The 17,228-nt window shown below is 61.6% G+C and carries 15 protein-coding genes; 5 read left to right on the top strand and 10 right to left on the bottom strand.

Annotated elements, in window-relative coordinates; translation table 11 throughout:
• Nucleotides 1-149: 149 nt before the first annotated feature.
• Nucleotides 150-977: a flagellin N-terminal helical domain-containing protein gene (locus tag AC2A1F_RS04450; protein ID WP_484207540.1), complete on the bottom strand. Its 828-nt coding sequence runs from the start codon at nt 975-977 to the stop codon at nt 150-152.
• 184 nt (nt 978-1,161) lie between these two features.
• Here AC2A1F_RS04450 and AC2A1F_RS04445 point away from each other — a divergent pair, with 184 nt between their 5' ends.
• Nucleotides 1,162-3,888, top strand: a complete 2,727-nt coding sequence (locus AC2A1F_RS04445) for an ATP-dependent DNA helicase (RefSeq protein ID WP_484208168.1) — start codon at nt 1,162-1,164, stop codon at nt 3,886-3,888.
• Nucleotides 3,885-4,430, top strand: a complete 546-nt coding sequence (locus AC2A1F_RS04440; RefSeq protein ID WP_484207539.1) for a SixA phosphatase family protein — start codon at nt 3,885-3,887, stop codon at nt 4,428-4,430. Before AC2A1F_RS04445 ends, AC2A1F_RS04440 begins: the two co-directional genes overlap by 4 nt.
• A 3-nt stretch (nt 4,431-4,433) precedes the next feature.
• On the opposite strand, the gene AC2A1F_RS04435 is transcribed toward AC2A1F_RS04440, so the two are convergent.
• From AC2A1F_RS04435 to rpmF, 5 genes are all read right to left on the bottom strand, one after another.
• The gene (locus AC2A1F_RS04435; protein WP_484207538.1) at nt 4,434-4,844 is read right to left on the bottom strand and encodes a MerR family transcriptional regulator; all 411 of its coding nucleotides are present in this window, start codon (nt 4,842-4,844) and stop codon (nt 4,434-4,436) included.
• Nucleotides 4,845-4,868: 24 nt separating this feature from the next.
• Nucleotides 4,869-5,168: an integration host factor subunit alpha gene (locus AC2A1F_RS04430; RefSeq protein ID WP_484207537.1), complete on the bottom strand. Its 300-nt coding sequence runs from the start codon at nt 5,166-5,168 to the stop codon at nt 4,869-4,871.
• A 120-nt stretch (nt 5,169-5,288) separates the two neighbouring features.
• Nucleotides 5,289-6,266 (bottom strand): beta-ketoacyl-ACP synthase III, encoded by a 978-nt coding sequence (locus AC2A1F_RS04425; RefSeq protein WP_484207536.1) that lies wholly within the window; start codon nt 6,264-6,266, stop codon nt 5,289-5,291.
• Nucleotides 6,263-7,357 (bottom strand): phosphate acyltransferase PlsX, encoded by a 1,095-nt coding sequence (plsX, locus tag AC2A1F_RS04420; protein ID WP_484207535.1) that lies wholly within the window; start codon nt 7,355-7,357, stop codon nt 6,263-6,265. The genes AC2A1F_RS04425 and plsX overlap by 4 nt, the downstream gene beginning before the upstream one ends.
• A 25-nt stretch (nt 7,358-7,382) precedes the next feature.
• Entirely contained in the window at nt 7,383-7,562 is a 180-nt protein-coding gene (gene rpmF / locus AC2A1F_RS04415; RefSeq protein ID WP_054106339.1) for a 50S ribosomal protein L32, read from the bottom strand.
• Between the two features lie 246 nt (nt 7,563-7,808).
• On the opposite strand from rpmF, the gene AC2A1F_RS04410 reads away from it, so the two are divergent.
• Entirely contained in the window at nt 7,809-8,201 is a 393-nt protein-coding gene (locus AC2A1F_RS04410; RefSeq protein ID WP_484207534.1) for an MAPEG family protein, read from the top strand.
• A 103-nt stretch (nt 8,202-8,304) separates the two neighbouring features.
• Here AC2A1F_RS04410 and AC2A1F_RS04405 read toward each other — a convergent pair whose 3' ends face one another.
• Both AC2A1F_RS04405 and AC2A1F_RS04400 read right to left on the bottom strand, forming a co-directional pair.
• On the bottom strand, nt 8,305-8,973 hold the full coding sequence (locus AC2A1F_RS04405) for an MBL fold metallo-hydrolase (RefSeq protein ID WP_484207533.1): 669 nt from the start codon (nt 8,971-8,973) through the stop codon (nt 8,305-8,307).
• Between the two features lie 130 nt (nt 8,974-9,103).
• Entirely contained in the window at nt 9,104-9,796 is a 693-nt protein-coding gene (locus tag AC2A1F_RS04400; RefSeq protein ID WP_484207532.1) for a S24 family peptidase, read from the bottom strand.
• A gap of 119 nt (nt 9,797-9,915) precedes the next feature.
• Between AC2A1F_RS04400 and AC2A1F_RS04395 the strand changes: the two genes are divergently transcribed.
• Nucleotides 9,916-10,104, top strand: a complete 189-nt coding sequence (locus tag AC2A1F_RS04395) for a hypothetical protein (protein WP_484207531.1) — start codon at nt 9,916-9,918, stop codon at nt 10,102-10,104.
• Nucleotides 10,094-10,486 (top strand): hypothetical protein, encoded by a 393-nt coding sequence (locus AC2A1F_RS04390; RefSeq protein WP_484207530.1) that lies wholly within the window; start codon nt 10,094-10,096, stop codon nt 10,484-10,486. The genes AC2A1F_RS04395 and AC2A1F_RS04390 overlap by 11 nt, the downstream gene beginning before the upstream one ends.
• Before the next feature lie 174 nt (nt 10,487-10,660).
• Here AC2A1F_RS04390 and AC2A1F_RS04385 read toward each other — a convergent pair whose 3' ends face one another.
• Together AC2A1F_RS04385 and AC2A1F_RS04380 are read right to left on the bottom strand one after the other, a co-directional pair.
• The gene (locus AC2A1F_RS04385) at nt 10,661-15,253 is read right to left on the bottom strand and encodes an LVIVD repeat-containing protein (RefSeq protein ID WP_484207529.1); all 4,593 of its coding nucleotides are present in this window, start codon (nt 15,251-15,253) and stop codon (nt 10,661-10,663) included.
• Between the two features lie 11 nt (nt 15,254-15,264).
• Nucleotides 15,265-17,193: a hypothetical protein gene (locus AC2A1F_RS04380; protein WP_484207528.1), complete on the bottom strand. Its 1,929-nt coding sequence runs from the start codon at nt 17,191-17,193 to the stop codon at nt 15,265-15,267.
• Nucleotides 17,194-17,228: the final 35 nt, after the last annotated feature.

Raw genomic sequence — 17,228 nt, 5'->3', positions numbered from 1 at the left:
CGCAGACCCGCCCTCCCGTGGAGGTGCTTTCGAGGCGAGGCGAACCCCGAAAGCGAGAAACTGGCTTGGATCGCAGACGCGGTACACCCTCCCCCGGCCCCTCCCTTACAGGAGGGGAGCGAGATTAGGGAGCCGCAATCAGGGCGCGCTTACTTGAGCAGCGAGAGCACGTTCTGCTGGGCCTGGTTGGCCTGCGCGATCATCGCGGTTGAGGCCTGGCTCAGGATCTGGGCCTTGGCCATCGCGGTGGTTTCTGCCGAGTAATCGGTATCGACGATGCGCGAGCGGGCGTCCGACAGGTTGGTGATGTTATCGTTCAGGTTGTTCACGACGGATTCCAGCCGGTTCTGGCCTGCACCGAGCAGCGAACGCGCCTCGGAGATCTCATCAAGTTCCGTATCGAGCGTGCCGAGCAGCGTGTTGGCGGCGGTCGCGGTCGAGATGTCGTACGATCCGGCTGCACCGCCCGAGGCGGCCAGCGTGGTCAGATCGGCAATATCGAGCACGACGGTGTCGGTCGATTCAAAGCCAGCCTGAATGGTAATCGAGGTCGTCGTGCCATCGAAGAGCTGCACACCATTGAAATTGCTGTTGGTGATGACTTGATCGAGCTGTTCGGTCAGCTGATCAACTTCAGTCTGCAGATAGACGCGGTCTGTGGCATCCTGATAGGTGCCCGAGGCGGACTGGACGGCCAGTTCGCGGATGCGCTGCAGCATCGCAGTGACTTCGTTCAAAGCGCCGTCAGCGGTTTGTGCAAGACTGATGCCATCGTTAGCGTTGCGCACGCCCTGCCCCATGCCCTTGATCTGCGAGGTCATGGTCGTGGTGATCGCAAGGCCTGCGGCGTCGTCTTTGGCGCCGTTGATACGCTTGCCGGTCGACAGGCGTTCCATGGCCGTGCCGAGCATTCGGCTTGCAGAGTTCGAAGCATTCGTAGCGCGGATTGCGCTGATATTCGTGTTGATAACTGCCATTTCCCATTCTCCACTATGGGCCGATGCGGGTTCAATCGCACCGGTATGAGTTTCCCGAATGGCAGGACGGCACTGTCTGGCAGCGTTTAAGGGGCGCTTTTCACTTTCCGGCAGATTTTTTCCGAAGGGCGGTTCTGGCTTGCCGCGTGTTCCATTCCTGTTCTAACGCAGCGGAGTGACTGAAATCTCCGCCCCTGCCCATCCGGCCCTGTCGCTGCCGGCGATTCACGCAAGCCATGGCGGATGCTGGTTACGCGACGGATTTTCGACGCGCGGGGTGAGCAAGGGCGACGCCATTGTCGCCGCCGCTGACACGCCGCTGCTGATGCTGAACGCACCGCTGGTGGCCAGCCGTCTGGGCTATCCCGACCTGTCCGGGCTGGACCTGCTGGAACTGTTTGCCTTCATCCACCCGGCCCGCTTTGTGGTGCCCACGGCCAAGGGGCTGGCGCATACGCTGAACCTGCCCGAACCGGTCAGCGACGATGCTGTGCCGCTGCTGTTGCAACAGGCTGCGCACGCGCTTGTGGCAGTGTGCGAGCGTGATGATTGGGCCGAGCGTGAGGGCGCGTGGACCGCGCTGCAATCGTTGGTGCGGATGCGCTGGCCCTGGGCCACGCTGCTGACCCCGCGCATCCGCAAGCCGGAAAAGGCCGAACGCTGGCTGTTTGCTCGCCTGCCCGAGTGGGAGGAAAGCGCCGAACGCCCGCAGCCCGCGCAGTTGGCGCTGGGTGAAGAGGCCGTAATCAAACGCCTTGCCGAATTGACCGGCGAAGGCGCAGAAAGCCGACCGGCGCAGCAGGCCTATGCGCGTGAGGCGGGGCGGATGTTTGCGCCGCGCAGGGATCAAGGCCAGCCGCACGTGGTGCTGGCGCAGGCCGGGACAGGTACTGGCAAGACCTTCGGCTACCTGTCGCCCGCATCGCTGTGGGCCGAGCAATCGGGCGGCACGGTGTGGGTTTCGACCTATACCAAGGCGCTGCAACGGCAATTGCGGCGCGAAAGCCGCCGTGCCTTTCCCGCGGAGCGCAATGGCAAGCCGCCAGTGGTGGTGCGCAAGGGGCGTGAAAATTACTTGTGCCTGCTGAACCTTGAGGACGCGCTGCAAGGCGGGTTTGCCGGACGGGCGGCGGTGCTGGCGCAACTGGTGGCGCGCTGGGCGGCGTTCAGCCAGGACGGCGATATGATCGGCGGCGATTTGCCGGGATGGCTAGGCACGCTGTTTCGCAAGCGCGGGATCGCAGCGCTGACCGACCAGCGCGGCGAATGCGTCTATGCCGGGTGCCCGCATTACCGGAAGTGCTTCATCGAGCGCGCAGCGCGGGCCTCTGCTGATGCCGAACTGGTGATTGCCAATCACGCACTGGTTATGGTCAATGCTGCGCGCGGTCGTGATGCGGCACAAAGGCCGACGCGGATCGTGTTCGACGAAGGGCATCACGTTTTCGATGCAGCGGATTCGACCTTTTCGGCGGCGTTAACCGGGGCTGAGACGATTGAACTGCGGCGCTGGGTGATCGGGCCTGAAGGCAAATCGCGCGGACGGCGGCGTGGGCTTTCAGCGCGGCTGGCCGATGTGGCGAGCTATGATGAAGAAGGTGAGCGCGCGATTGCGCAGGCGCGCGAGGCGGCTGATGCGCTGCCATCCGAAGGCTGGCTGGCGCGCGTGGTGGAAGGCACGCCAACCGGCGCGATCGAAGAACTGCTCAGCGCCGCGCGCGCACTGGCCTATGCCCGCGATGAAAGCGGCGGGCAGGAGGCGGGCTACGGGCTGGAAACCGAGATTGCGCAACTGGATGGCGCGTTTATCGAAGTTTCCGGGCGCGCGCAGGAAGCGCTTGAGGCCTTGCGCAAGCCGCTGGTGCGGCTGGGGCTGCGGCTGGAAGCCCTGATTGAGGATGGGCCGGACTGGCTCGATGGCCCGGCGCGCGCGCGGATAGAGGGAGCGCGGGGGGCTATCGGCTGGCGCAGTGATCTGATTGCGGGGTGGATTGCGCTGCTGGCGCGGCTTGGCGGACCGGGTGATCCTGATTTTGTGGATTGGATTGCGGTCGAACGATCAGACGGGCGCGAATGGGATGTGGGGCTGCACCGGCATTACCTTGATCCGATGAAACCTTTTGCAAACAGTGTTCTGGCGCCTTCGCACGGGGTGATGATGACTTCGGCCACATTGCGCGATGGCGATGACTGGCAAAGCGCGGTGGACCGCAGTGGCGCGCCGCATCTGGACATAAACCCGCGCCTGTTCAGCGCCGACAGTCCGTTTGATTATGCCGCGCAGGCCGAAGTGCTGATCGTGACCGATGTGCCCAAGGGCGATATTCCGGCACTGGCGGCGGCCTATGGGCGCCTGATCGAGGCGGCTGGCGGTGGGGCATTGGGGTTGTTCACCGCGATCCGCCGGTTGCGCGCGGTCTATGGCCGGATTGCCGACAGGCTGGCGCGTGGCGGATTGCCGCTGTTTGCGCAGCATGTCGATCCGATCGATACGGGCACGCTGGTCGATATCTTCCGCGATGATCCACGCGCATCACTGCTCGGCACTGATGCCTTGCGCGATGGGGTGGATGTACCGGGGGATTCGCTGCGGCTGGTGGTGATGGAACAAGTGCCCTGGCCCAAGCCTTCGATCCTGCACCGCGCGCGGCGCATGGCCAGCGGTGGTTCGGCCTATGACGATAGAATCATTCGCGCACGGCTGGCGCAGGCCTTTGGGCGCCTGATCCGTTCAGGCACGGACAAGGGGCATTTTGTGGTGCTTTCTTCAGCGTTCCCTTCGCGGTTGCTATCAGCCTTTCCGGCGGGCACACCGATCCGGCGCGTAACGCTTGATGTGGCTTTACAAAGTGTGGGCAGCCGTGTTTCTGGAGATGAAACCGCAGATGTGCGGCCAGAGGGGATTTCGTGAAAACACTGGCCCTGTTCCGCCACGCCAAATCAGACTGGAGCGATGCCCGCGCGCGCGATTTTGATCGTCCGCTCAACGCGCGCGGACAGCGCGGGGCGCAGGCCATGGGTGCTTACATCAAGAACACTGGCCGCACGTTTGACCGGATGATTGCCAGCCCCGCCGTTCGCGCGGCCGAAACCGTGGAAGAAGCCAGCAAGGCCTGGAAATGCACGTTCAAGGTGGAATGGGACCGGCGGATATATCTCGCCAGTTCCGCCACGCTGATCGACTTGCTGAAAGAGCTTTCGGGCGATCCTGCCAGCGTATTGATGGTAGGGCACAATCCAGGGCTGGAGGACCTGATCTTCGATCTGGTGCCAGATGACGGCTCCTCTCCCTTGCGTGCTGTGGTGGAAGAGAAATTCCCGACCGCGACCTTTGCGGTGCTGGAACTGGATGTAGACAACTGGTCAGACGTAGCGGAGGCCTGCGCGCGGCTGGTAGAGATCAAACGTCCACGCGATCTCGACCCGGCATTGGGGCCACAACTGATTGATTGAGGGTCAGGCTTCCAGCGCAGTGGCCAGTCGGTCGCGGATGCCTTGCAGGAATTCGATCAGTGGCGTGGCGGAATCGACGGGTTCATGTTTTACCACCGGTTGCGCCGGGGCCGCGGCTTCCGCCTGCTTTGGCTTGCCGCCGCGCAGGGCCTGTTTCGCGCCTTTTACCGTGTAACCTTCGCGGTGGAGCAGCCGATCAATCTCGGTAATCAGCGCGACGTCTTCCGGGCGGTAATAACGTCGCCCACCCGCTCTGGTTAGCGGGCGGAGCGACGGGAACTGTTCTTCCCAATAGCGCAGGACATGTTGGCGAATGCCAAGGGCCTTGGCCACTTCGCCAATCGTGCGCAGGGCACCCGGATCCTTGCCAACAGTGGCGATAATCGCAGTGTCGGAAGGACCGGGCTCGCTCATTTCAATACGGATTCAGCGCCAGCATCAGCCCTGCTGACCGATGCGATCCTTAAGCATCTGGCTGGCGCGAAAGCTGAGGACACGGCGTGGCGTGATCGGCACTTCAATGCCGGTCTTGGGATTGCGGCCCACACGTTCGGCTTTGTCACGCAGGAGGAAAGTGCCGAACCCGGAGATCTTCACGTTCTCACCCTCAGCCAGAGCACTGCACATGTGCTGAAGGATGGACTCCACCATTTCCAGCGAATCTGCACGAGACAAACCAACCCGGCGATTGATGCTTTCGGCAAGGTCCGCACGTGTCAAAGTACCAACTGAACGCATTCTTCCAAACCCCCCAAGGTCCCCTATAAAGAACCAGACAATAACGCGATTTGCGTGGAACGCAATCCAGCCAGCTTTGCATGCCAAAACAAGGCAGCATCGCGGATCGGAGCCGCCAAATCACATGCGGACCAGACTGGCACCCCATGTAAATCCGCCGCCCATCGCTTCGAACATCACAAGATCACCGGGCTTTATCCGCCCATCCTTGATGGCGACATCAAACGCCAGCGGCACGGAGGCGGCGCTGGTATTGGCATGACGATCGACCGTGACGACGACCTTTTCCGCCGGCAAATCAAGCTTGCGTGCGGTTGCATCGAGAATGCGGAAATTGGCCTGATGGGGCACAACCCAATCGATTTCAGCCGGAGAATGGCCGGATACTTCAAGCACTTCACGCAGCACGCTGGCAAGATTGGTGACGGCGTGGCGAAACACTTCGCGGCCCTTCATGCGCAGCTTGCCGACCGTACCGGTGGTTGATGGTCCGCCGTCCACGAAGAGCAGTTCGTTGTGCGCACCATCGGCATGAAGCCGCGTTGCCAGCACGCCGGGTGCCGCTGGATCGGCATCATCCACGTCCTGCGCTTCAAGCACGATGGCGCCCGCGCCATCGCCGAACAGAACGCAGGTGGTGCGATCTTCCCAATCGAGAATGCGGCTGAAGGTTTCCGCGCCGATGACCAGCGCGCATTTGGCCATGCCGGTGCGGATCAATGAATCTGCGGTGGCCAGCGCGTAGAGAAAGCCAGAGCAGACCGCTGCAACATCGAAAGCTATTCCGCCGTTGCAGCCCAATTCGTGCTGCACAATCGTGGCGGTTGCCGGAAAGGTCTGATCCGGTGTTGCGGTGGCCAGCACGATGAGATCGATGCGTGCTGCATCTATGCCCGCAGCATCAAGCGCACGCCGTGCAGCAAGCGTTGCCAGCGAAGATGTTGTCTCACCCTCGCCCGCGATGTAGCGCTGGCGGATACCAGTGCGTTCCACAATCCATTCGTCAGTTGTGTCGACGAATGTGGTCATTTCCGCATTGGTGACACAGCGCTGCGGCAGGGCTGAGCCACTACCGCGAATGATGGCCCGCAAACTCACGCTGCGTCCTCGCCAGTCACTGTGCCCGTGATGGTCGAAGTGCGACCGCGGCCAGTGGTACGAATGGCCTCTGCGCCGAGTCGGGCAAGATCGGCCTGGATACGTTCGGTCAGATTTTCTTCCAGCAACCTGGCGGTCACGGCGACCGCATTGGCGACGCCAAGTGCGGTGGCGCTGCCATGGCTTTTTACCACAACGCCATTTAGGCCAAGGAACACGGCCCCGTTGTGGTTGTTGGGATCAAGATGATGCTTGAGCAGTTCGGTGGCCGGGCGCGAGATCAGGAAGCCGAACTTTGAACGCAGCGACGAAGAGAAACTGCGGCGCAGCAAATCCGCCACGAAGCGCGCGGCACCTTCCATCGATTTAAGCGCGATATTGCCGGAAAAGCCATCGGTGACCACAACATCGCAATCACCGCGTGAAAGCTTGTCCGCCTCGGTAAAGCCATCGAAGGTCATCGCCAGATCGCCCGCCAACTCCTTGAGCTGGTTTGCAGCATCGCGCAGCACATCGGTGCCCTTGGTCTCTTCGGTGCCGATATTCAGCAGACGCACGCGCGGCGATTCCAGCCCATTGACGATCCGCGCATAGGCCGCACCCATGATCGCGAACTGCACCAGATTGCGAGCATCGCAATCGGTGTTTGCGCCAAGATCAAGCATGATCAGATCATGTTCGCCCAGCGTTGGAAGCAGTGCCGAAAGCGCCGGTCGATCAATGCCTGGCATCGTGCGCAGCGCCAGCTTGGCCATGGCCATCAGCGCACCGGTGTTGCCCGCACTGACCGCAGCTCCGGCCTGACCTTGCTTTACCGCATTGATGGCAAGGCCCATTGATGTGGTCTTGGCGCGGCGCAGGGCTTGCGTTGGCTTTTCATCACCCGAAACAACATCAGGCGCGTGGAGGATTTCCGACGCGCTGCGCAAGTTCGGGTGAGCATCAAGTGCTTGAGCGATGCGGGCTTCATCGCCAACGAGGAGGAATGTGCAGCGGTCATGACGGCGGCGGGCTATTGCCGCACCTTCGACCATGACACGCACGCCTTCATCTCCGCCCATCGCATCGACGGCGATACGCGGCAGGCTCATGTCTTCAGTCCCCCGCTTTTAAGGCTTAAAGCCCGACAGCGATGACTTCGCGACCGTTGTAATGACCGCAAGCGTTGCACAGATTGTGCGGACGCTTCAGTTCACCGCAGTTCGAGCATTCATGGAATGCATCGACGCTGAGGGCGTCATGGCTGCGGCGCATGCCACGGCGTGAGGGCGAAGTCTTTCTTTTGGGGACGGCCATCTCGGCACCTGTTCTTAGAATTGCGTAGTTTTGTTGCGGGCGCGATAGGGAAAACCGGACCTTCGCACAAGCCCTGTTGGAACAGGAACCATGCGCGGCGACGTGTCGCCAACAGAAACGGGATTCGCCAAATCGCTGGCGAAGGCGCGCCTATACGGAATTTCTGGTGCTTTGCAAGCAGCGGCGCGCTAGCACGCCCAAGTGATCCCGCGATAGGTGGCATCACGTGGGGGAGTATTCATCAGCATGTTCGTTTTGCCCATTACGCTTTGCGCCGCTGCCGCCGCTGCCGTGATCAACATCTGGCTGTCGATCCGCATTGGCATGCTGCGCACAGCAAAGAAGATCAGCATCGGTGACGGCGGCGATATGGACCTGATCGCCCGCATGCGCGCGCAGTCCAATTTCATCGAAAATACGCCGATCATGCTGGTGCTGATCGCCGCCATCGAACTGGCGCGCACTGGCAATGTCTGGCTGATGGGAGTGGCCGCAATCTACATGCTGGGCCGCGTGGCCCATGGCGTGGGCATGGACGGCGGGCCGCTGGGATCGTTGCGCATCGTGGGCACGCTAACGACCATGCTTTCGCAACTGGGCCTTGCGGTTTGGGCCGTTTCGATTGCGCTGGATGTTTGAAGTGTGTGAGGGGTGGGTTGCGCAACATGCCCTCCCCCGACCCCTCCCGCAGGCGGAAGGGGAGTATTAGGGTAACTCTTCCGCAGGCGGAAGGGGAGTTTCTTCAACTTAGCGCGTAGTCGCTGACATAGCTGTTGGTCTGGCGTTCACGCCCAAACGTGCTGTTGGGGCCGTGGCCCGGAACGAAAGTGACATCGTTGCCCAGCGGCCAAAGCTTTTGCGTGATCGAATCGATCAGGTCCTGATGATTGCCCATCGGGAAATCGGTGCGACCGATAGAGCCCTGAAACAGGACATCGCCCACAATCGCGACTTGTGAAGGTGCGTGGTGGAACACGACGTGGCCGGGCGTGTGGCCGGGGCAATGGATCACGTCTAGTTCGACTTCACCGACCGTGACCTTGTCGCCATCTTCGAGCCAGCGCGATGGTTCGAACACCTCTCCCGCTATGCCCCAGCGTTGGCCATCTTCGTCCAGTCTGGAAATCCAGAAACGGTCAGCTTCCTGCGGGCCTTCAATAGGCACGCCTAGTTCTCGCGCGAAAATGCCGGTGCTGCCGCAGTGATCGATATGACCGTGGGTGACAAGCAGCTTTTCGATGGTCACGCCGGTTACTGCGATAGCCTTGCGCAGCTTGTCGAGATCGCCACCGGCATCGATGAAGGCCCCCTTCATCGTCTTTGAGCACCACACCAGCGTGCAGTTCTGCTGCAGCGGGGTGACGGGGATGATGGCGACTTTGAACGGTGGTTCGGCTGAAGGCTGGGTCATGGGTGTGAAATGGCGTGTGGTTGGCGGATTGGCAAGATGGCTTGGGAATGGCTTGTGCCCCTCCGACATCCTTGCTTCGACAGGCTCAGGATGAGCGGGGGATGGTCCCCCTCCCCATGCTGGGGAGGAATTAGAGGCGGCCACCTTTCCAGACGACACGGCCGACCAATTCCACTTCGTGCAGGGGCCGTTCAAGGCGCGGATAGGCCGCATTGTCGGAAATGATGCGCACGGTGCCGCCGGGGCCGGATTCAAGCCGTTTGACCAACAGCACATCATCCAGCCGGATCACATGAATGCCCGCGCGCAACGGGCGCTGGGTGCGGTCAACAAGGATCTCGTCACCATCGCGCAGCGTCGGCTCCATCGAATCGCCCTCGACCTCGATCACTGAAAGCATCGCGGGTTCCAGCCCCTGCCCTTTAAGCCAGCGGTTGGAAAAGCGCAGGCGGCCAGAGGGAATTTCCTCTGCCGGATGAGCGCCGGGGCCCGCCGATGCGCCCAGCGGCAAGCGCGGGATATCAGCCCATTCGGCGGTCAACGAGCGCGGCACCGGAGTGATGACCGGTGGCCGCCCAAGCTCTACCGCAATCACGCCGCCGCGCGATGATGCGCCCAGTTCGCTTTCGGCCACGCCGAAGAATTCGGCCAGCGTGCGCCGGTCATTTTCTTCCAGTTTGCGCGGGCTGCCCTTGCGGACGAACTGCTGCAGATACGTCGTGTTCCGACCGATCAGCGCGGACAGCGCAGCAAGGCTGACCCCGCGCGTTGCGGCGAGTGCGACGAGCCGATCACGTGCCCCGGCATCAGATTCGGTCTCCATTGCCTTCCTCCATATTCGAAGGACTTTTCCTAGCATTGTAGGATTTGAAGATCAAGATAGGAAAAATCCTATTTCGAGTCGTTTCGGGATGACGGCACACCATGGAGGATCGGGACGTGATGCTTCTGCGCAGAGTTGAAAAATTCCTCGAACGCACGGGCATGCCCGTGACCAAGTTTGGCCGACTGGCCGCGCACGATCCCCGCCTGGTGGGTGATTTGCGCAATGGCCGCGAGCCGCGTTCCGCAATGGTATCCCGCGTGGAACATTTCATGAACACTTTTGCGGAGATCACCCATGTTGCTTGAACTTTCCAAAGCTTTCCATTCCGCCTTCGAAACGAAATGTGTTGTTGGCACGAGCTTGCCACCGCGCCGTCTGGCTACGGCAGAGCGGCTGATGCGGGCGGTGCGGGAAATCGCCGGCCCTTTAGCCGAAGTCGTCAGCCAGAGCGAAACACCGTGGGCCAGCATCACCTTTTCAGGCGCTCGGCACACGATGGTGCTGCGCTTTGCCGGAAGCGACGCGGTGAGCGATGGGGAGCGCTTTGTGGCGCTTTTGCCCGATCACGAATTCCGCGTGCGCGGCCAATTGGTGGCCGATGCGGCGATCACGCGCGTGGACCACGAACTGCTGCCCGCGCCACTGATGGAAGTGGAGTTTGAAATTTTGCTGCTGGACGAGGATTGAGCGGGACTGACGGATGGCTTTCGTGCGGCACCCAATTATTATTCGGTTCGTGTCGAGCCCTTCGACATGCTCAGGGTAAACTTCGAGCTTGGCCCGAAGTCGAAACACATGCGCGCTGTGTCTCGACTTCGCTCGACACGAACGGAGCTAGGGCAAATCCAGTCGCAACAGCGTTCAATCACTGCGGACCAGAATCGGCGCAGCCTTTGCCCCAACCCATTGGGCCAAGTCCACGGCATTGGAAACGCGGAACACCTCGCCTTTGGCATTCAGGAACAGCTCTTCCATCTCGGACCGGGTAAACGGACGCGAGCCGAGGCGGCCAAACACGGCCATCTGCCCACCGGTTTCATCCACGCCGCGATCACGGTCCAACCCCTTTGACAGCGCCAGCGCTGGTGTGGGCGTGCGTGCCCATGCGATAAGTTCGGGCTTGGGTTCGGGAGAGAAGCCGTAAAAGTTTGGCTGGCTGGACGGGCTGGTCAATTGCAGCACTTTCACCCCGTTTCGCCCATCGGCGACATAGGCGAACAGCGAGGCGTTGGTAGAGGCGACGATTACGTCTTCAGCGTCGGTCAATTTTCCATCGGCAGTGTAGCTGGTGTTGATTAAGGGCCGCGTGGGTGCGGTGATATCGACGATTACGAGGCCCTGCCTCTTGGCGGCGACATACGCATAAGTGCGCGAAAGGTAGACGCGGCGGGCATCGGTCAGCGGCACTGCGGCACCGGACACCGGCTTTGGCTGCGCCAGATTGGTTACGTCCAGCAGTTCGAGGCCCTTGGCGGTCGTTACCCACAGATAGCGGAATTGCAGTGCGGTGGCTCGAGGATCGGTGAGTTGCACGACCGAAGTGACGCGCGGATCGAGGCAGGTCTCTCCGCCTTTCTTGGCGCTGATTTCGCAGGGTTTATCCGCGCTCCACGCCTTGGTCAGGTGGACGGTGACCAGCGCATTGTCGGTGACGACGTAGGCATAGTCGCCTGCCAGCGTGATGTGCCGCGCGCTGGTGAGCACGCCGTCGGGATTAAAAGTAAAGCTGCGGGTGAAGAAGTTGTTGCGGAATTCGCCATCGGCCAGCGTATCGACATTGACCGCGATCAGCCCTTCGACCGCATCGGTGACGAAGGCATAGCTGTAGACCGGCGAGAACGGCTGTTCCTGATTGAGGCCACGCAGTTCGGGCGTGTTGCGCGTGGGGGCGATGGCCTGATTGGTGGGCAAGGCCATGCAGGTGGCGTTCTTTGTTTTTACGTGTGTATCGTGGCCCAGCGAAGAGAACGGCGCGGTGACGATGCGTTCGGAGAAGCCCTTGTCGCCAATCGCAGCAATGTCATAGGCGCGGAAGCCACCCTTGCCTTCAGCGACGAACATGTATTCGCCGCGCATCTGCAGGCAGCGCACGGCGTCTTTGGTGCCTTCAACGACGTTGGCGAACTGTTCTTGGCCCGTGGTTTCGCCTGACAGCTTGCTGTCGAACGGTTTGCCGCGCGTCCAATTCTTCAGCTCGCGATCGTTCTTCTCGACGTGCTGCTTCCAGTAATCGGGATAGGCATAGCGGTGCAGATAGGAGCCGATTACGGCCTGTGGTTCGTCCCACTCGGTCACGCGGACGGCTTCGAAGCCACCGGCAAGGCCGAACCACGCGTTCATGCCGACGAAGTTCACGTAGTTTGTGCCAAGCAGCAGCAGTTGCGCCATGACCGCGTTGTTGTCCTCGTCTTGGGCAACGTGGCAGTCGGTGCACTGCTTGGTTTCGTTCTTGCGCACGGTGTGGGGGAAGTGCGGCGCGAAGGCTTGGCTGGAGTAACCGATTGAGGAAATTGGCGGCTGCTGCACATAGATGCGTTCGCGGTTGATGTTCGTCGAGGACAGGATCAGCGCCGAAGTGGAGCGGATCGGCGCAGTGATGGCCTTGCCGCTGACCGGGTTGCCCGCTGCATCGAACTGCACCGGATCGGAGCCGGAGGACTTGTTGCGCTGATGCTTGCCCAGCTGGAACATGTCATCACGTGCGACCTGCGGGTTATAGGTCGCGTAGTTGCGGGTGTAGTCTTCCTCGTACTTGTGCGTGGCCGATTTCCAGTTCGCTTCAATCGGCAGATGGCAGCCTGCGCACGATGTGGTCCACGACAGGTGGCAGGTGAAGCAGGCCATGTCATCGTCACGGTGCGCGCGGGCTTCCTTGGGGATACCGGTGCCGAACTTGTAGTCGCCATCGTCTGATGCGGATTTGGCCATCAGCTTGGCACGGGCGGCCTTCGGGTTGAAGATCGGCGCGCCTGTGCTGTCCATTTTGCCGGCAAAGCGCGCGTCGACCGAGTCCTTCACCAGACTCATGCGCCACGACAGCTTGGGATCGATGATCGAGCGCTGGATCAGCACGCGCCTGCCGTCGGCCTCAGTGAACCATTCGAAACGGCGCTGGCCATCGGCGTTGCGCAGCAGCGAGAGGTTGTTGCCCTTTTCGGGCGCAGCAAGGTTCGAGGTCAACAGCGTGGGGTAGGCGTCGGGCGTGCCGTGGCAATCCTTGCAACCGATCTCCACCGCATTGGCGACCTCGCCATAGATCAGGCCATTGCCATGGCTGTCCTGCGCGAAGTGGCAATCGGCGCACTGCATGCCGATCTGCGCGTGGATGTCCATCATGTGGACGGTCCTGCCGGGATTGTCAGGGCCAGCATCCACGAACTTGCCCTCGGCGCCTTTACGGAACTTCTCGGGGTCATTCGGGTCGATGATGTGCGCCGTGTCGGTGCCGTAAGTGCTCATGTCGCCATCATCGTCGAGCAGATTGCCGCGACGGTCGCGCTTCAGGATCGCGCGGAAGTTCCAGCCGTGGCCGTGGTAGTCAGCGAACTGGGTGTCCTTGGCCTGGCTGTTGACGTCATAGACGTTGCGCAAAAATTCGACATCGCGCCACAGCCCGCGCGTGGCTGCGCCTTCGGGGTTGCGATCAAGCACTTCGCGCTGTTCATCGCTGGTGGGATAGAACTGCTTCTTGAACGCCTTTTCATATTCGGCGTCTGACATGCGCGCAGGCTTGGGCGCGCGGTTTTCCGGCCCCGGCCACATGCTGGGCGCATCGGATTCATAGTCCCACATCGTGTAGCCGAGGTAGCTGTTCAGAAAGATGTTCGGCTGGTGCATGTGGCAGTTCATGCACTGCGCGGTGGGAATGGCGCGGGTGAAGGCGTGGACCAGCGGGTGGCCACGTTCACGGTCTTGCATGGCGGCAGGACCGTTGGGTTCGTGCGCGTCATCGCCATGCGCGCCGCCGTGCTTGTCGGCCTTTTTCGCATGGCCCTTTTCGTCCAGCCCGGCAGCAGCATGAGCCGAGGCCTGATCCATTTTGGCGTCGTCCATCCTGCCGTGCGGCGCGATGCCCTTCGCAGGCGCATAAACCAGTTGCGTTGGCGCTGAAATCGCGCGGGCGCAATCATCGGCCATCGTGCCCGAGGCTTCCGCGTCAGACTTATCGCCGCCCAGATAATTGCCCTGCCCGCCGAGCACAGTGCCGCGCACCTTGTCGTGCGTTTCATGCGCCGTGGCATCGTACGTGCCATAAGCGCCCTTGCGGTGCTGGCCTTCGCGCAAGCTGTTGATCGTGGGGTCAGCGGTGACCGTCTGCCCATCACGCCCGCATTTGCCGTAGTTCAGCGAATGGCGCGGTTCGCGGTCATTCGCGTAGATCACGTGGCACGATGCGCAGCCCGATGAGCGATAATCTCCCGGCTGGTCGTTGGTGCCCATCTGGAACAGGAACGGGTCGTTCAGGCGGGTCTTGTGGATGTTCAGGACCGGGATAGCGACGCGCAGACCGGTGGCGGGGCCACGGTTGGACTGCTTGAGGTCGGGTCGGCCCGGCTCGTCCAGCCGCTGGATCAGGCCGGTGGAGTTGGGCAGGCCGATTTCAGGGAACTGCGGGTTGATCGTGCGGCCGCCATCTTCGAACACGCGGAATACGTCACCCGGCGGAATCTGGTGCCAACGCGGCAGCGGATAGAGGATCGGCAACGCGCCGCGCGCCTTTTCCTGCGGTGTGACCGTGCCCCACATCGGCTTGCCATCGGGGCCGATTTCCTTCGAGCCTGACTTGAGCAGTGCCGGTTCCCCTGCGCGGGTGAAGCTTTCGCCGAACATGTAGTTTTTGAACGGTACGATGCCGTTGTTGTAGGCAGCCCCGCCCCAAAGCATCGCGCCGGTGGACATCAGCGAGCGTTCGGACGCCTCGATGATCGACATGTGGCACGCCCCGCAGGCATCGCGCGCCACGCGATAGTCCGATGGGTTCACAAAGCGGACGAAATCAGGGCTTTCCTTGGCCAGCAGCGCATAGGAGCGCTTCGGGTTGGCCGAGGAAGGCCAGCCCCATGCCACCGGATACTTCGGCAGCACATGAGCGGCCTTCATCGCGCCCACATATTCCATCGAATTGGTGTTCCACGAACGGTCCGCCACCACTTTGGTGTCGCCGCCGTGGCAATCGGCACAGGTCAGCACAACGGCTGGGCTGGCGTGCATTGTGCGGTGATCGCTTTGCGTGTGGCAACTGACGCAGCCTGCGTTCTGCTTGTCGACGAATGCCCATTGTTCCTGCGCCGTTTCGCCCGGCTGGCCACGCGGAGCAGCCGGTGCGCGCGTATGCGTGACTTTCTGTGCCGGTTCTTCACCCGCAGCAAACAGAGCGCTCGGCACCAACAGCGCGGCAAACAACGCCATCAGCCATGCCAGTGGAAGAGTGCGGATGCGGCGCGTCAGGGTCATGGGCTGGGTCATCAGAAGGCCAGTGTCGCGTTGGCGAGGATGGAGTAGAAGCGGCTCGCCTTGCCCTGTTGTGCAAACAGGTTGTCAAAGCCCCGCCCCGGTTCAAGCACCGCGCCCGACAGGCGAAACACAAGATTCTGCGAGGCGTTTGGCCGCCAGATGGCCGAGACCGAGGCATCCCAGCCGATCTCCTTGGGGATCGAACCTTCGTTGCGCAGCACTTGCAGCACCTTCGTGTTTTCGAACCACAGGTGGTTGACGTTGGTCGAAACGCGCATCGTGGGCGTCAGGTCGAAATCCGTGCCTAGCCCCACCAGCATGGTGCCGGGATTGGTAAAGTTCGACTGGCCCTGTTCCTTTGACGAGCGCAGCGAATTAAGGATTCCGTTGCGGCCATTGATCGAAATCGCGCGGCCACCGCCAGCAAAAGGGATGGTCTGGCGGATCCAGTAGCTGGTATCAGCGCCCGCAAATTGCGGATTTTCGAAGATCGCATCAAACCCGCCTTCGACCTGATCGTAAGGGTCATTGTCGCCGCTGGCATAGAGGCCGGACAGGCGGATGCGCGTCCAATCGATATCATAGCTGAGTTCGGCAGCGGCCATGAAGGCGCGGATGTTGGCGGGGCCGCTGGTCAGGAAATTGTTGCTGTCATGCCCCAGCGCGCCATAGAATTGCGCTGTTACGTTCATGCGCCCGATGCGGCCATCGGCGGCATAGCCTAGATAGACTACATCGTAATTGCGCCCCCGCAGATCGCCCAGCAAAGCGGGGCGGACCGGGAAGCCGTTTTTGTCCACTGCGACCTGTCCACGTTCGCGGTTGATGTTCCATGTGGCCGAAAGCTGGCTGGTGAGGCCGACGACCGGGAAGTCCTGCCGATAGACATTGGCCATCAGCACGAAATCATCGCGCGGGGTCTGCGTAACGTCGTTCAGGCCCGAATTGGTGTCTTTCTCAAGCCGCCAGAACGCCGCCAGATTGAACTGGAAGCGGTTATTGTCACGGTTGCCGAACAGGCGGATGCCCAACTGGTTGTCGTTGAACAGGAAGCCTCGAAAGTCCGACTGCATCGGCTGAATGCCCGCACGGATCGAGATGAAATCGTAGCGCTTCGTATCGTACTGGCCGAGGTGGTAATCGACGAAGGCTTCCTGCAAGCCCACAAAACCATCGGTGCGGCGTGTGCCCTTGGACGGTTCAACGAACAGCACGCGGCGTTCGGGCACCTGCACATGATTGATATTGCCCGCAATCGCGATGCGGTATTCAATCGTCGGCGGTTTGAACGCGGTCATGCCCTTCAAAAGCGACACACTGGCGATGAAGGTTTGGGCCAGCACAAGGCTGTTGCTCCGCCCGAACACGTCAATCTGATTGGGATCGCTGGTGGTCTGGTTGCCGACCGGGATCGGAAAACTGCGCGGCTCGACAATCGTGTCGGACACGGCACCGGCAATCAGGAACCAGTCGTCGCCTTTCAGGAAGCCGGGGCGCTTGCCCTTGGCCAGCGGACGGTCCCCTTTCAGCAGGCTGTGGTGAAAGGGATCGAGCGAGGAGTGGCAGACCGAAGCAAGGCGCGGAAACAGGGTGTAGATCGACTGGTCGCGCTTGCCAGTGGTCCTGTCCTTTTGCGGGCAGAGCGACGACACGATGCGCCAGCGATCAGGCAGGGCAACATCGAGCGCGAGATTGCCCATCGGCCCTTCGCCATCATACTTGTCGTAGAAGGCTTCGGGCGGCGGCGCGTTGACCGCGCCGGGATTGTCCTGCTCGACCTTTTCGGGAAGCTGCTTGGTATAGCCGGGGCGGCGGCGGCCATCGATCAGCGCTTCGTCAGCGTCGGTTTCTCCGCCGGGCAGCGCGGCATCCGGCGGGTTCTGCGCATCGGAAACGGATTGAGGCTCGTCCGGCACCGGCTGATCGACCGGCTGGATCATGCCAAGTGCTGGCACAAGCAGGGCAAGCACCGGCA

The sequence above is a fragment of the Novosphingobium sp. HNCC26BN242 genome (assembly GCF_057180525.1).
Note: the sequence above shows the minus strand (reverse complement) of the source record. Positions and strands in the feature narration are given on the sequence as shown.